The organism is Salibacterium sp. K-3, assembly GCF_054052005.1.
The window spans coordinates 1,364,218-1,380,162 of sequence record NZ_JBSVZE010000001.1; the positions used below are offsets into that span (position 1 = coordinate 1,364,218).

At 47.6% G+C, this 15,945-nt stretch carries 13 protein-coding genes; 9 read left to right on the plus strand and 4 right to left on the minus strand.

Translation table 11 applies throughout. From position 1 onward, the window contains the following. The first annotated feature begins 10 nt into the window (after nt 1-10). The 6 genes from ACW9JV_RS06795 (at nt 11) to fabF (ending at nt 8,050) form a co-directional block, all read left to right on the plus strand. Entirely contained in the window at nt 11-1,093 is a 1,083-nt protein-coding gene (locus ACW9JV_RS06795; RefSeq protein ID WP_457332633.1) for a carbamoyl phosphate synthase small subunit, read from the plus strand. After that, nucleotides 1,086-4,274 carry a carbamoyl phosphate synthase large subunit gene (locus ACW9JV_RS06800; protein ID WP_457332635.1) on the plus strand — a complete coding sequence of 1,063 codons (3,189 nt, stop codon included), beginning with the start codon at nt 1,086-1,088 and terminating at the stop codon, nt 4,272-4,274. The genes ACW9JV_RS06795 and ACW9JV_RS06800 overlap by 8 nt, the downstream gene beginning before the upstream one ends. 3 nt (nt 4,275-4,277) lie before the next feature. Continuing rightward, nucleotides 4,278-5,234, plus strand: a complete 957-nt coding sequence (gene argF / locus ACW9JV_RS06805) for an ornithine carbamoyltransferase (protein ID WP_457332637.1) — start codon at nt 4,278-4,280, stop codon at nt 5,232-5,234. A 233-nt stretch (nt 5,235-5,467) separates the two neighbouring features. Then, entirely contained in the window at nt 5,468-5,629 is a 162-nt protein-coding gene (locus ACW9JV_RS06810; RefSeq protein WP_457332639.1) for a hypothetical protein, read from the plus strand. Nucleotides 5,630-5,822: 193 nt separating this feature from the next. After that, the gene (locus tag ACW9JV_RS06815) at nt 5,823-6,758 is read left to right on the plus strand and encodes a beta-ketoacyl-ACP synthase III (protein WP_457332641.1); all 936 of its coding nucleotides are present in this window, start codon (nt 5,823-5,825) and stop codon (nt 6,756-6,758) included. A gap of 47 nt (nt 6,759-6,805) precedes the next feature. Beyond that, complete coding sequence (gene fabF, locus ACW9JV_RS06820) at nt 6,806-8,050, plus strand: beta-ketoacyl-ACP synthase II (protein WP_457332643.1); 1,245 nt, start codon at nt 6,806-6,808, stop codon at nt 8,048-8,050. Nucleotides 8,051-8,102: 52 nt separating this feature from the next. Here the strand turns inward: fabF and ACW9JV_RS06825 are convergent, their stop codons facing one another. The 3 genes from ACW9JV_RS06825 to ACW9JV_RS06835 form a co-directional block, all read right to left on the minus strand. Further along, on the minus strand, nt 8,103-9,173 hold the full coding sequence (locus ACW9JV_RS06825; RefSeq protein WP_457332645.1) for an LCP family protein: 1,071 nt from the start codon (nt 9,171-9,173) through the stop codon (nt 8,103-8,105). Nucleotides 9,174-9,286: 113 nt separating this feature from the next. Further along, the gene (locus ACW9JV_RS06830; RefSeq protein ID WP_457332647.1) at nt 9,287-11,824 is read right to left on the minus strand and encodes a CBS domain-containing protein; all 2,538 of its coding nucleotides are present in this window, start codon (nt 11,822-11,824) and stop codon (nt 9,287-9,289) included. A 2-nt stretch (nt 11,825-11,826) separates the two neighbouring features. Then, complete coding sequence (locus ACW9JV_RS06835) at nt 11,827-12,117, minus strand: hypothetical protein (protein ID WP_457332649.1); 291 nt, start codon at nt 12,115-12,117, stop codon at nt 11,827-11,829. 190 nt (nt 12,118-12,307) lie between these two features. Here ACW9JV_RS06835 and ACW9JV_RS06840 point away from each other — a divergent pair, with 190 nt between their 5' ends. Both ACW9JV_RS06840 and ACW9JV_RS06845 read left to right on the plus strand, forming a co-directional pair. After that, nucleotides 12,308-12,514, plus strand: a complete 207-nt coding sequence (locus tag ACW9JV_RS06840; protein ID WP_457332651.1) for a hypothetical protein — start codon at nt 12,308-12,310, stop codon at nt 12,512-12,514. 84 nt (nt 12,515-12,598) lie between these two features. Then, a complete protein-coding gene (locus ACW9JV_RS06845) occupies nt 12,599-13,348 on the plus strand; it encodes a DUF3603 family protein (RefSeq protein ID WP_457332653.1) in 750 nt (249 codons plus the stop codon). A 220-nt stretch (nt 13,349-13,568) separates the two neighbouring features. On the opposite strand, the gene trpS is transcribed toward ACW9JV_RS06845, so the two are convergent. Next, nucleotides 13,569-14,555: a tryptophan--tRNA ligase gene (trpS, locus tag ACW9JV_RS06850; protein WP_457332655.1), complete on the minus strand. Its 987-nt coding sequence runs from the start codon at nt 14,553-14,555 to the stop codon at nt 13,569-13,571. A gap of 166 nt (nt 14,556-14,721) precedes the next feature. On the opposite strand from trpS, the gene ACW9JV_RS06855 reads away from it, so the two are divergent. Further along, nucleotides 14,722-15,876 carry a glycosyltransferase gene (locus tag ACW9JV_RS06855; RefSeq protein ID WP_457334623.1) on the plus strand — a complete coding sequence of 385 codons (1,155 nt, stop codon included), beginning with the start codon at nt 14,722-14,724 and terminating at the stop codon, nt 15,874-15,876. Nucleotides 15,877-15,945: the final 69 nt, after the last annotated feature.

A 15,945-nucleotide genomic window follows, 5' to 3' on the forward strand; every position in this document is an offset into this window, starting at 1 on the left:
ATTCGTATCGATGAAAGGATATATAAAGCTCGAAAATGAAGGATTATTTGAAGGTGAACTCGAACCAGGAGATCAGCAGGACATATATGGGGAAATTGTCTTTTTCACCGGAATGACCGGGTATCAGGAAGTAATGACGGACCCGTCCTTTCATGGTCAGATTGTCGTTTTTACTTATCCCCTCATAGGAAATTACGGTTGGAATGATAAGGACTTTGAAAGTCTTTATCCGCAGCCGGCCGGGCTGGTCATAAGTGAAGCGTCGCCTGAGGCGTTTCATTATGAAGCGGAACAGACGATCAAGGAAGCGGCCGAAAAAGCAGGGATTCCCCTTGTTACCGGGGTCGATACCCGTTCCCTGGTCAAAAACATCCGTGAAAAAGGAGATATGGGAGCCGTTATCACCACTTCCCCTGATGGGGTCGATGCCGCAAGCTATGAACCGATCGGGGAAAAAATGCTCATTGATCAAGTAACGGTGCAGACTCCCGAAACCAGCGGCACCGGAGAGGAACACATTGTTCTGCTTGATTTTGGATATAAACAATCGATGGTACGTCGTCTGAATGAAAAAGATTGTAAAGTGACAGTTGTCCCATACGATACCGACATCGAGACAATCGAGGCCCTTCATCCGGATGGTCTGCTGTTTTCCAACGGACCGGGTAACCCGAAACAGATGAATCATCTCCTGGACCGCTACCGCACGCTTTCCAGACTGTACCCGAGTCTTGGTATATGTCTTGGTCACCAACTGCTTGCCCTTGCTTACGGAGCGGATACGGAGAAGCTTCGTTTCGGTCATCGCGGTGCCAACCAGCCGGTGCAGGATACGCATTCCAACAGGGTATTTATGACCTCGCAGAACCACAGCTATGTCGTAAAAGAAGATTCTCTTCCGGCCGGGGAATTCACCGTCCGCTTTAAAAACATTAATGACCAGTCGATCGAAGGACTGTCCCATTCGAGCTATGATATCACGACGGTGCAGTTCCATCCGGAAGCTCATCCAGGCCCGGGGGACAGCGAAGAAATATTTGATCAGTTTCTGGAGCAACTGAAAAACAAAGGGAGAGAAAAAACGTATGCCTAAAGATACCACAATACAGAAAGTACTTGTCATCGGCTCCGGCCCGATCGTGATCGGCCAGGCGGCTGAATTTGACTATTCCGGAACACAGGCCTGCCTGGCACTGCGTGAAGAAGGGCTCGAAGTAATATTAATGAATAATAATCCGGCAACGGTTATGACCGACGAAGCATGTGCAGATAAAGTATATTTTGAGCCCCTCACTGTTGAATCTGTCGAAAACGTGATTCAGAAAGAACAGCCGGATGGACTGCTTGCAACACTGGGCGGCCAGACCGGGCTGAATCTTGCCTTTTCCATGGACGATGAGGGCCTGTTTGATAAATACAACCTGAAGCTGCTTGGGACGCCGGCAGCTTCCATTAAACAGGGCGAAGACCGCGAAGCATTCCGCGGACTTATGCATGAACTGGGTGAGCCGGTTCCCGAAAGCGACATTGTGGAAAAAGAGGAAGAAGCGGTACAGTTTGCTGAAGCAACCGGTTATCCGATCATTGTCCGTCCTGCGTATACGCTTGGAGGCGGCGGAGGAGGAATTGCCCATCATGAGGAAGAACTCCGTTACATTATAGCTGGTGGTTTGGACGCCAGCCCCATTCACCAATGTCTTGTTGAAAAAAGTATTGCCGGATTTAAAGAAGTGGAATATGAAGTCATGCGTGATGCCAATGATACGTGTATCACGGTATGCAATATGGAAAATATTGATCCGGTCGGCATCCACACCGGCGATTCCATCGTGACGGCTCCGTCCCAGACTCTTACTGACGTGGAGTATCAGATGCTGCGTGCGTCCTCGCTGAAAGTGATTCGGGCGCTCGGCATTGTCGGCGGCTGCAATATCCAGTTCGCGCTGGATCCAAAAAGTAAAAAATATTATTTGATCGAAGTAAACCCCAGGGTCAGCCGCTCCTCGGCGCTTGCTTCGAAAGCAACCGGTTATCCGATTGCGCGGATGGCAGCAAAGCTGAGCATCGGCTATCACCTTCACGAACTGTTGAACCCGGTAACAGGTCACACCTATGCAAGTTTTGAACCTGCACTGGACTATGTCGTAGTAAAGTTCCCACGCTGGCCGTTTGATAAATTTGTTCATGCCGACAGACAACTCGGAACACAGATGAAAGCAACCGGGGAAGTCATGGCTATAGAGCGCAATCTCGAAGCAGCCATGCAGAAAGCTGTACGCTCTCTTGAAATAAAAACGAATGGTCTTGAGTTTCCGGGTTTGAAGGAAGAAACAGTGGATTCGCTGTATTCCATGCTGGCCCTGCAGGATGACCAGCGCTTTTTCACGATCCTTGAACTGCTGCGCAGAGAGGAGGATCCGCTCGAGATTCACCACCAGACCGGGATTGACCTATTCTTTTTGCGATCATTTGAAAAGTTGACAGCTCTGGAAAAAGATATACAAACACAGGAATGGAAGAATGTAACAAAAGAACAGCTTTATGCATGGAAAAAAGCAGGCTTTACCGATGACTGGATGGCTCTTCAATGGAGCTTGGATCCCCGGACTGTTTATCAGCAGAGGAAACAGTGGGGCCTTCTACCGTCCTATCATATGGTGGATACGTGTGCAGCAGAATTCACCGCTGAAACTCCTTATTACTACTCGAGCTGGTATACCGAAGGAGACGAAAAAAGGGAAACCGGGAAACCAAAACTGCTGATCGCAGGATCCGGTCCAATCCGGATCGGACAGGGGATTGAATTTGATTACTGCTCTGTGCATGGAGCGATGGAAGTTCAGAAAGCAGGCTATGAAGCGGTCATTGTGAATAACAATCCGGAAACCGTCAGTACGGATTTTGAAATGGCTGATCATTTATACTTTGAACCGTTGACACCGGAAGATGTCATGCATGTCGCCGAAACGGAACAGGTGCAGGGAATTATTGTACAGCTCGGTGGACAGACCGGCATATCCCTCACCGAAGATCTCGAAACAGCAGGATGGAATGTTCTCGGAACATCGTCGGATACGATTGATCAGCTGGAAGACCGCGGACGGTTTTATGAATTCATGCAGAAGGTGAATGTGCCGCATATTCCGGGTATGACAGCTTACAATCAAGCAGATGTTATGCAGAAAGCCAAAGAGATTGGATACCCGGTGCTCGTTCGTCCATCCTATGTTATTGGGGGACAGGGCATGGCGGTGCGGACAACAGAAAAAGAGCTGCAGGAATACATCAATGACAGCAGGAAGACAGTGGAGTATCCTGTCCTGATTGATGCTTATCTCCCGGGTACCGAATTGGAAGTGGATGTGCTTACAGACGGAACCGATATCTTTATCCCGGGCATTTTTGAACACGTGGAACGTGCCGGCGTTCATTCCGGGGATTCGATGGCGGTAACCCCGCCTTACTCGATACCACCGGAAGTAAAACAGCAGCTCGTCCAGTACACGCAGAATATTGCGGAAGGAATGAACTTTAAAGGGATTTTTAACATTCAGTTTGTCTATGACGACAATACACTTTATGTAATTGAAATCAATCCCCGGGCTTCGCGGACGGTCCCGATCTTCTCCAAGGTAACAGGTATTCATATGGTGGAAGGAGCCGTGGAAATGCTGCTCGGCACACCCCTGAAAGAATGGAGCGGTGGATTAACCGGCCTTCAGGCTGAAACATCTTATTACACAGTGAAAGCGCCGGTGTTTTCCAATGACAGGCTCCCGGGGATTGATCCGCTGCTGGAAGCGGAAATGAAATCCACCGGAGAGTTGATCAGCATTGCGCGAGATAAAGAGGAGGCGTTCAACAAAGCGTTTGCCTGGTCGGAAGCACAGGTACCGCTGCTGTTTAAAAAGAAGGGTCTGATTTTTCTCGATATGGATGAGATGGTGGCACAGGAAACCGATGCTTCCCTGAACATGCTGGCAGAGATGGGTTATACCTTTGTGTCCCATTACTCGGGAGCATTTACAAGTCAGGAAATGACATTTGAAGAATGGCTCAAGCATCCCGATGCCACCGCTTTGTTCAGCATTCCGAAAACCGGTTATTCAACAGGGAAAGAGAAACGTCAGGAAGCATTGAAACAGCGAAAAACAATTGTGTCCAATTCCGATACGCTGTCTGTGATGGTGCAGGCAATGAGTGGAAGTCTGAAAGAACCGAAGGCAATAGAAGAATGGCTGGTGGAGCATGTTCCGGCCAATGAAGGAGTTTGAACGATGAGTCATGAAAATAAAGTACATCCCTCAGGCAGTTTAAAAAACAGAGATGTCCTGACGCTGCTGGATTTTACGGCGGATGAAATGCATAATATTCTTTCTTTAGCGGAACAATTAAAGGAAGAAAAAAAACAGTATCCCGTCAATCCCCTGCTTCAGGGAAAATCGCTTGGTATGATTTTTGAAAATGCGTCCACAAGGACAAGAGTTTCCTTTGAAACAGGTATGACACAGCTTGGCGGACATGCCCTGTTTTTAAGTCCCAGAGACATGCAGATCGGCCGCGGAGAACCGGTGAAGGATACGGCGCGTGTCTTGTCCCGTTACCTCGACGGCATTATGATCCGCACGAATTCGCATGAAACGGTGGAAGAACTGGCGGCTCACGCTGACGTGCCGGTCATCAATGCGTTAACCGATCTTTATCATCCCTGCCAGGCACTGGCTGACTTGTTAACGATCAAGGAGCATAAAGGGAAACTGGAAGGGTTAAAAGCAGCTTTTGTCGGCGATGGCAACAATGTGGCACATTCTTTTTTGATTGCCTGCGCCAAAGCCGGCATGGAAACATCCCTGGCCGTTCCACAAGGATACGAGCCGGATGATAAAGTATGGCAGGAAATGGTGAATACAGCAGAACACCATCAAGTATCACTTACGCTCACGCATTCTCCGGAAGAAGCAGTGGAAAAAGCGGACGTTATATATACGGACGTATGGGCAAGTATGGGATTTGAAGAAGAACAGGGCACCCGGGAAAAAGATTTTTCCGGATTTCAGATCAATGAATCTCTCTGTGTCAAAGCCGATCCGTCGTTCCTTTTTATGCACTGTCTGCCGGCACACCGCGGTGAAGAAGTGTCTGCCGGGATCATTGACGGTGCGCACTCGGTTGTGTATGATGAAGCAGAAAACCGTCTGCACGTACAGAAGGCGCTGCTTGCTTCCATTATGTAATGTATAAAGACAATAGCTGCTTTGACAGCATGCATCTGCTGTTAAAGCAGCTTTTCAGATGTTATGGACCATACTGCATCGGTGAAGGGGGAAGGAAAGATGAACTCTTTATACATAGGGACGCTTCTTTTTTGTGCCGTTCTCCTTCTTACGTTCAGCATCCTACGCTACGCAGTACAAACAGGGGAAGCGGCTGCTGTAGTCGGAGCGTTACTCACTGCGTTGTTTGCGGAGTGGATGTATCGAAAAAGGCGGTCATAGAAGACGCGGTGTCGCTTGGAGATTTCAGTCCGGAAGTCGCCGAAAATCTGCAGCAGCAGCTGACCAGGGAAATAGACCGCTATAAGGAAACAGGAAAACTCCCCGGTTCAGATCAGAAGTCTGGGAAAAATTAACACGAGAAAGACTGCACCTTCAAAGGGGTTGTATCAAAAGGTACAGCCCCTTGTTTAGGCAGGTTGTTTTCTGAACGGGTTGGTGGACATTTCAACATGTATGAGATAAAATTAAAACCAGGTCATAAGATGAAGTATAAAAATTTATAGATGTTCAGTATTTTTGGTCTTTGGTTAAAGAGGAGGAGTATATATGAAACAATCAGGAATTTGGGGTATCGGCTCGTACACGGAAGGACGGGTCGTAACGAATACAGAACTGGAAAAGACGCTGGATACAAGTGATGAATGGATTCGTACGAGAACGGGAATTGAAAGAAGAGTATTTGCCGAGGATGACGTGGATACCTCGGATATGGCATACTATTCAGCAATGGAGGCTTTACAGGAAGCAGAGCTGGACGCATCCGACCTGGATCTGATTCTGGTTGCCACTGTTACACCAGATTATCCTTTTCCGTCCGTTTCTTCGCTGCTGCAGGAGCGGCTTGGGGCTGACAAAGCGGCAGCGATGGATATCGGGGCAGCGTGTGCCGGTTTTATTTACGGCCTGTCCACAGCGGATCAATTTATAAAGACAGGCATGTATGAGCATGTTCTTGTAGTGGGAGCAGAAAAATTATCAAAAGCAACGGACATGAACGACCGCAATACAGCTGTCCTGTTCGGAGACGGAGCAGGTGCAGCTGTCGTAGGAGCAACATCGGAAAATAGAGGCTTTTTCTCATTTGAATTAGGCTCCGACGGCAGTGGCGCTATGCATATCCGGCAGGATCCGCAGATTATTATGAATGGCCGCGAAGTGTTTAAATTCGCCGTCCGGCAGATGGGAGAATCGTCCATCAATGTGGTCGAAAAAGCCGGATTGACAAAAGATGACGTGGATTTTCTGGTGCCGCATCAGGCCAACATCCGTATTATGGAAGCTGCGAGAGAAAGACTGGAACTTCCGAAGGAAAAAATGGCAGCCACCGTCCAGTACTATGGAAATACTTCGTCCTCTTCGATACCAATAGCTCTCGTTGAAGAATTAAAAAATGGTAAAATTAAAGATGGAGATCTTGTCGTCATGGTCGGTTTCGGCTCGGGACTTGTCTGGGGAGCCACAGCAATGCGCTGGGGGCGCTGATCCTGACCATATCGCAGAATACAAAGCAGACAAAGGAGAGAATAGACATGAGTGAGAATAACCGTGTAGTGATTACCGGGATAGGAACTGTGAATCCTGTTGGTCTTGATGCAGCTGCGTCATGGGATAATATTAAAAACGGCAGGAACGGCATCGGGGAACTTACGCGGGTAAATAAAGAAGAATTTCCTATGAAAGTATCCGCTGAAGTTCAGGATTTTAATCCATCGGATTTCATGGATAGTAAAGATGCCCGGAAGATGGACCGCTTCACTCAGTTTGCGGTCGCTTCTGCAAAAATGGCCCTGGAAGATGCTGATTATACGATAACCGAAGATAATGCAGAGAATGTAGGGGTGTGGATCGGGGCCGGCATCGGCGGAATGGAAACGTACGAGCAGCAGTTTAATAAATTTAATGAAAAAGGATATAAACGGGTCAGTCCATTTTTTGTACCGATGATGATTCCGGATATGGCTTCCGGACAAGTATCGATTGTCACAGGTGCAAAGGGGATTAACTCCTGTACCGTGACCGCTTGTGCTTCCGGCACGAATTCCATTGGTGACGCCTTTAAAGTCATTCAGCGGGGCGATGCAGAAGTCATGATCACCGGAGGAGCGGAAGCCCCGATTACGAACATGGCCGTCGCCGGTTTCTGCACGGCAAAAGCAGTGACAACCAACGAAGATCCGGAATCCGCTTCCCGCCCGTTTGATAAAAATCGTGATGGATTCGTCATGGGAGAGGGAGCCGGCGTGTTAATTCTCGAATCCCTGGAGTCCGCCAAAAATCGCGGGGCTCATATTTATGCAGAAATTACAGGTTACGGTGCTACGGGAGATGCGTATCATCTGACCGCACCCGCTCCGGAAGGAGAAGGAGCAGTCCGGTCTATGCAGCATGCTTTGAATGACGCAGGTCTTGAACCGGAAGATATTCAATATGTCAATGCGCATGGCACCAGTACCGCCTATAATGACGAATATGAAACGACTGCTGTCAAAACAGTGTTCAAAGAGCATGCCTATCAGCTGAACATCAGCTCCACAAAATCCATGACAGGCCACCTGCTCGGCGCAGCAGGAGCTGTAGAAGCAGTGTTTACGCTGAAAGCCATTGAAGAAGGCATTATTCCTCCTACTATAAATTATGAAGAAGAAGATCCGGTCTGTGATCTGCACTACGTGCCAAATGAAAAGAAAGAAACGGAAGTAAAGGCAGCGCTGAGCAACTCTCTTGGATTCGGCGGGCACAACGCCACACTCATCTTTCAAAAATTTGAAGAGTAAGACAAAAAACCCTGCCGGTTTAAACATCCGGCAGGGTTTGATTTTTATCATGTTAATAGCTGTTGTCTTCTTCATCGGAAGCTGTCTGGATGTCGTCGGAGGAAGACTGATTCAAAAATTGTTTCAGTTCTTCACGATTGGCCTGTTTATCCATTTCAAGCACGAGGCCGGCATGGCTGTATCGTTCGTTTTGATAGGTGTCCTCAAGAGGGACGCGCATGGTCTCGATACTGCCAATATCATTGAGCAGTACATCTTTACCCAGTCCGAACATTTTCCCCGTGGAAACGTCGGTATCCAGATTCGGACGGACTGCGCTGATTAACTGAGGAATTTTCGTGACACTGCTGAAGGAAAGCACTTCCTCTTTCAACAGATTCAACATTTTCTGCTGACGTTCCACCCTGCCGAAGTCGTTGTTTTCTCCGCCCCGGTAACGTACATACTCCAGTGCTTCTTCACCGTCAAGCATCTGGGTGCCAGGCTGAAAGTCGATATCGACATTCCCGGAATGATCCTGATAATACATCCGTTCTTCAACATCTACTTCTATCCCGTCGGGTGCTACGGTATCCACCACTTCAACAAAACCGTCAAAGTTAACTGTGGCATAATGATCAACGTTGATATCAAAGTTTTGTTCGATGGTATCCCGCAGCAGTTCCACGCCGCCATAGGCAAAAGAAGCGTTGATCTTATTGTTTTCATAACCAGGGATATCTACGTACGAATCCCGCAGAATGGAAGCAAGATGAACATTGTTATTTTCCGGATTGTAATTGGCCAGCATGATTGTGTCGGTACGCCGGGCGCCGGATTCCTCCTCATTATCAACGCCGACAAGCAGGAACGTAAGGTTTTCATCAGAGATATTATCCCCGTTGTCCTTCTGACTGTCAGCGGAACTGTTGTTGTCCGCGGATTCTGCGGAGGACTGTTTATTATTCGTTGCATTTTCTTCGGTCGCGGGAGTATTCTCTTTTTCATTTGTCGCGAAGGGCCGGCCGTCTTTTGAAAAAGTAGTAACCGTGGCAGTGACTGCCAGCACCGCGATAAGAACCGTTAAGAAGTAAAATTTCTTTTTTGTTGAAGATCTGCGGTATCGCCTGTTATTTCGTGCCACTATTATTTACCTCCTCAGACATTCAACCCTGATTATAACAGAAAAGTAAGGATTCATTGAATAAAAAATTGTAAAAAGGAACACAATTCGATGAACAATCGATAGATAATTGGTTAATGCTGTCGAATGAATTGCAGCGCTTCTTCGCGTGTCGTGATCGTACCATCGAGCATTTTCTGTTCCAGTTTAAATAAATAATTCCGGAAGGAGGGGCCTGGAGAGAGGCCGGCCGCTTTTAAATCATGTCCGTTAACGAACGGCTGAAGGTCCTGACGTTTCTTTTTGTAGTCCATAAGAAAGTCGGCCTTTTCTGGATCGAGAGCGAGCGCTGCGAAAAACAGCGCTTCATCCATGACATGATAAGCGTGGGCATGAAAACTTCCAGGGCTTTTCCATTCTTTTTCATTCCAAAGCGTCAGAAGGAGGGACGTGTCCCGAACTGCTGTTTTTTGTTTTTTGGTCATCGCAGCAGATTCTGCATGTTTTATCGATCCCGAATGATGCAGATAGAGGCAGAACACAATACAGAACCAATCTTCCAGTTCCTGCAGCTCCTGTAAAGAGCGAAGGCACGTCTCGAGTATCTGTTTTGTTTTATTGTTCCAGACTGTTCCGGGAAAGAATTTATCGAGCACACCAAGTTCATGGAGCCGGTTCAGACTCTTCACTACATCCGTTTCCAGGAATAATGCCTGAAATTCCGAAACAATTCTGGACCGGGAAAGGGAGGCAACAGCCGATGCAGAGTGATAAATAAACGCTGTTGTCTCTTTATTCATCTCGAATTGGAAACGCTGTTCAAACCGAATGCCCCGGAGTATTCTTGTCGGATCTTCCACGAAGCTTAGATTGTGGAGGACGCGGAGTGTTTTTCTGTTGATGTCCTCCCTCCCGTGAAAATAATCAATCAGATCACCGAAATGGGAAGGATGAAGTGACGCAGCCATAGCGTTCATAGTAAAATCACGACGGTACAGATCTTCCTTGATATTGGAACGGGATACTTTTGGAAGGGCTGCGGGTGTTTCGTAATATTCCGTCCGAGAAGTCGTAAAGTCCACACGCCGCCCTGAATTCATCGTCACAGTGGCTGTTCCGAACGTTTTGTGGATGGTGACCGTGCCGTTCCATTTTTCGGCAAACGTTTCCGCAAGGGCTATGCCGTCTCCTTCAACAACGATGTCGATGTCTTCCCCTTTCTGCCCCATCAGGATATCCCTCACCATTCCCCCGATAATATAGGCGTATGTGTTATCTGCTGCAGCCGACTTTCCGATTTCTCTTAACAGTTGAAGCACGTCTGTCGGGAGAAGGTTTACCATCTGCGTCTGGAGATTAACAGGCTCATTATGACGGTGTATAGAGGATGACTGATGCAGCTGTTCAATAACATCGGTGCGGGAAACAATCCCGATGATGTTTCCATGGTCCAGCACAGGAACCCGTCCAATATTGTGCCGGATGAATACATCCTGAATCGCTTCAAACGATGTCGTTTTAGAGACAGTAATGCAGTTGGTGCTCATATATCCCTTCACCGGTGCATGTCCAAGTTGATGCTGTACAGCTTTATCGATATCACGGCGGGAGATAATACCGATTAAAATATCCTGCTCGTCCACTACGGGAAATCCGTTGTGCCCGTAATGGATCAGCCGCCTTTTTGCTTCATCTACACGTATATCTGCGGTAATCGTTTTAACGGGGGCGGACATGATTGTTTCGGCTGTGAGAGGAGCGGAAATGGACGTTAAAAGGTACTGCTTCACTTTTTTCTGAATGTTGGAAGCGGAAGCTCCTTTTACAGAAGCCGAAGCAGCCTGTTCATGGCCGCCTCCGCCGAATGTATGCATGAGACTGCCGAGGTCGATGCGTGCGGTAGTGGAACGGCCGATAATAAACACTTTGTTTTTCATGCCGGTCACCGTAATGACGGCATCTGCTCCTGTTGTTTCGAGAAGTCGGGAAGTAATGACATTTAAGCTGCCAACGTAGTCTTCGGTTTCGAGACCGGCTATGACAATATCAAGTCCTTTTTCCTCGATATTTTCAGCAGATGATAGATATTCCTGGAAAACCTGCTGCTGACGGGACGACAACGTATCTTCGGAGAACTGCTGCACGAGGGAAAGGTTGAGACCATGCTCCATGAGAAAAACACCTGCTTTCAGATCACGCAGCGTAGTTCCTGGATAAGAAAACGATCCTGTATCGGTATAAAGACCGAGTGCGAACAGGGATGTTTCAGATTCAGAGGGAATCCATTCCCGTTTCATCCATTCTTCCAGAAGTATCGTAATACAGGCACCGGTGGTATCCAGGTAATAAACAGTACCGTTCCGTTTTTCTTCTTCACGCAGAGGGTGGTGGTCGTAAACGGTAACCGGTATGTCCCGGTCTGCCATGAAAGCAGCCGGTGTGCGGTCAAGCGAAGGTGTATCGGTTATAATGATATGTTCTGTCTCGTCCCACGTCACTTCCTCTTCCGGCACAAAGGGGAAATGGTCGCGGTATATGGCAAGGTACTCTTTTACCTGCTCGGACTGCTGTCTGGAAAGGACCATGACGGCCTGTGGATAAAGGGCGGATGCTGCTGCTATGGAAGCCAGGGCATCAAAATCCATATTTTCATGAGATAGAATGACTTCCATTGTTATTCCTCCGGATGGTCATTTTTGATGTACATCAGCTGCCTATGAAATTCCTTTAAGGCAAGGGCCAGAATGTTTTCCACGGTTTGATTGGATGCAGGCATGCCAACTTGTTCAAAGTATTCCCTTATCTCCTGGATCTGCTCCTGCTGTTCCCTGTACAGCCGGGGAGAAGGGAAATATGTTTCATTCCCAAGCTGCCGGGCGTCTTCATTGAGTTCCTCCGTCAGTTCGTCCAGCTGCTTTATTTTACTATATAATTCCTGTTGTTTTCTTTCGCGGTAGGTTCCCACTATTCGACCCTCCTGCATAGGCTGGTGGTATACATTGATCAACCGTTGATTTTGGACAAATTTTAACGGAAAAAAGGATTTCAGCGGCGCGCTGGCGAAAGTTTTCTTATTTATTGCGTTTATGGTTAAGTATAAATCATTTATCCCCGGTGTGTCTTGGAAGGTGACTGAAAAAAAGGAGAGAATGCGCATGCTTGTCAGATTGGTCGTGCTGACAATAGGGTTTGGCCTGGCATCTGCGGGGGGGATCAGTATTATAGCATTCTTAAATTATATCCCGGCTGGATTGTCGATATCAGAATATGCGTTGTTTTTGCTGCAGCGGTCGGAATCTGCACTGTTTATTATAGGGTTGGTCCTTATTACCGGCAGTATTTACTGGCCGGAAAATTCATGAAAACATTCCACTCGCAAACGAGAATAAAACATTTTTTGTCTGACTATACTGTTGGTACAAATGGATAGCAAGGAGGGTGAAAGTATGCCCCGGATCCGTGATGTGTGGATTAATTGGTTTGAAGGGGAGGAAAATGGATACAATGTCTGTCCTTTTCACGAATGGAATGCCGAAGATAGAATCGAGGTACTGGATCAGGCAGAAATTGTAAAAGTAACAGAGCGTTTGTTTAATTATGTGGAAAACCGGCTGGAAGATATACCGGAAGAGCTTCTGCAGGAAGTATTTCAGAAAAGCACGATGCGCAAAAAAATGACAAGGGTTACGCTGGATTACTGCTTTGTCATGTTTGACGGCCGGAGAGTGCTTGCCGTTGATACACTCGGATATAAAACGCCGATACGCAAAAGCCGGCTGACTCCCAAACATGAAAGAACGGTCAAAGAAATGATGGAGCATGATCATTCCAGAAGCTTTGATGTCAAGGAAACCTTTGACTCTAAAGAGTATCATATTCTTTCGCCGCACCCGGATTATATGACCGGTTTAACGAGAAAAGAAAGACAGCTTAAACAACTGCTTTTCATGGCGATGGACCAATTGTATACATCAGGGGAATCAGCAGAAGTACGGTATTGGTTTACGGAATGGCAGCCTTCCATTTATGAAGAAATTCAGCAGAATATGGACAAAGATACGATGTGGCAGCGGCTTTTTGATGAGGTGAAAACGGGCTGGTCCGACTGCCATTATGAATTATGCCGCAAGATGATAAAAGGGCAGCCGTTTTTTGAAAAACTGTGGAACATGCAGCACGAAGAAGAAGTGAAATGAAGAGGCTTTACACCGGTTCCATCATTCCATATAATAAAGGATGGAAAACCATTAAAAAGCAGGTGAGATGACATGGATGGACTGGCATATGCTTTCATGCAGGGATTTACAATACTGTTTGCGGTAGGAACAATTGGAATCAGCGTGTTCATAGGAAAAGTATGGAGGAAACAAAAAGGATATTAAGAACCGGCTGCCGCGCAGCCGGTTTTTTATAATATTAACGTTTCCGGCCGAGCCCCATGGCACGCTCGGCTTTTTTTAACGTTTTAAAGGAGGCGCGCTGTGCATGTTCGGCGCCTTCGTCCAGAATCTGATCCAGTTCCCCGGATTCCATTAATTCCGCGTAACGTTCCCGGATGGGGCGGAGCATCTGTACGACAGCGTCTGCAACATCTGCCTTGAACGTCCCGTACCCTGAGCCGCTGTAATCTTCTTCAATTGCTGCCGGTTCTCTTCCGGAAGCAAGCGACAGGATACTTATTAAGTTGGAGACTCCGGGCTTCGTTTCCCGGTCAAACCGTATCTGCTGCTCTGAATCTGTCACGGCACTTTTAATTTTTTTTGTGATCGTTTTGTCATCATCCAGCATGGAAATAAACGCTTTTTGGTTCTCGTCTGATTTGCTCATTTTCTTCTCCGGCTCCTGCAGAGACATGATTCTTGCGCCGACTTTAGGAATCTGCACATCCGGTATGGTAAAAATATCATTATACTGCTGATTAAAGCGTTCGGCCAGATTTCTGGTCAGTTCAAGATGCTGTTTCTGGTCTTCTCCGACCGGAACAATATCTGTCTGGTAGAGCAGTATATCCGCCGCCATTAACGGAGGATACGTCAGCAGTGCAGAGGATACCCCGCTTTTTCCGGCTGATTTGTCCTTAAACTGTGTCATCCGTTCCAGTTCTCCTATGTAGGACACACATTGCATGATCCAGGCAAGCTGGGCGTGCGCGGGTACTTCAGACTGAATAAATAAGGTGGATTTTTTTGGATCAATCCCGGATGCCAAGTAAAGAGCTGCAAGGCTGCGGATATTTTTCCGAAGTTCTGTTTTATGCTGCGGGACGGTGATGGCATGCTGGTCGACAATACAGAAGAAACAATCATGATCTTCCTGCATTCCGACGAAATGCTGCAGTGCCCCGAGATAATTTCCTATTGTCAGTGTACCGCTCGGCTGAATGCCGGAAAACACCGTACTCATATATACCGATTCCTGCCTTTCTACCGTACGTTAAAATCCAAGTAATCATTTCTCTTCTATATCATATCGAAACTCATTCCCCCCGTAAACCATCATTACACCGGTTGTGCATGTCTTTTACAGCTTGAGCATATACTGACGGCAGAAGGATGGAGGGAATAATTTGATGCGCATTCATTTGTGGAGCGCCTCTTATGGGTTCGGGCACAATCGGGCAGCGCGGGTGCTGCAGCAGGAATGGAGAAAACGGGGGCACACTGCGGAGATTTTCCATCCGTTCGAAACGGGAGCGCGTTTTGTCTTTCCGGGCAGTAAAAACGTGTACAAGCTTTTAATGAACTACGCCCCTTCGTTGTGGAGGTACTGCTGCAGACAGAAAGTGCCGCCTGAAGGCGCGCTTTTGCTGGCCCGGTGGTTTGAAAAAACCGTGCAGCCTGCCGTTGAGGCCGACGCCGTGCTGTCTGTCCATCCTCTTATGACAGCTGTGGCAGCGGCAGCGAAAACGAAACGGCCGGATCTTCTGTTGTATCATGCTGCGACGGATTACTGGCTGGCTCCGGCAGCGGATCTGCCGGAAGTGGATGGAATGTTTCTACCGGCAGGAGCAGCAGTGACAGAAAGCATTCCGCCGGTATTTCCATTCGGCATTCCGGTGGAATCAAAAAACAGACCGTATTCCAAAAAGCAGTGCTGCCTGGAAAACGGATGGAAATCGGATAAGCCGCTTATCCTGATGAACGGGGGAGGTGAAGGACCGTTTCCTGCTCAAAAAATACTTCGTGCGATCCGGCATCTTCAACCTCCCAGCACTATTGTATTGATTACGGCAGGACAGAAAAAAAGGCATCACTTGACACTGGAGGGGCATGATGTCATTTTACATCCACTAACGGATCGGTTTATTGATTATCTTCAGGCCTGTGATGTGCTCATTACAAAAGCAGGAGGTATGACGCTGACAGAAGCGATGCTGTATGAAACCCCCGTGGTTGTTGCTGCTCCGCTTCCGGGGCAGGAAGAATTCAATGCGGAGTATGCTGCTCGTCATCATGCTGCGCTGAAGGCAGAAAGTCCTGAAAACGTGTGGGAAATGGCGTCGATGCTTTTGCATTCTCCATTTAAGCGGGAACGAATGAAACGCAGGCAGAAACGTCTACAGCAGCCGGACAGTGCCGGGCGTATAGTAGATATGGTGCTTCAGTCGCTGTCTACTTCCGATGTTTCAGGCCCATATATACTGCCAGCACCGGAACAGCAGCAAGCAGAACCAGACCGAGCGGCATTCCGCCCAATGACGGATAGCGGGGGGACAAAAGAATAAAAGCGGCAGCTGTGCCTGTCAGGATATAAAGAAAAAGCCGGAGTATGTTCATGCGAACCACCTTCATAT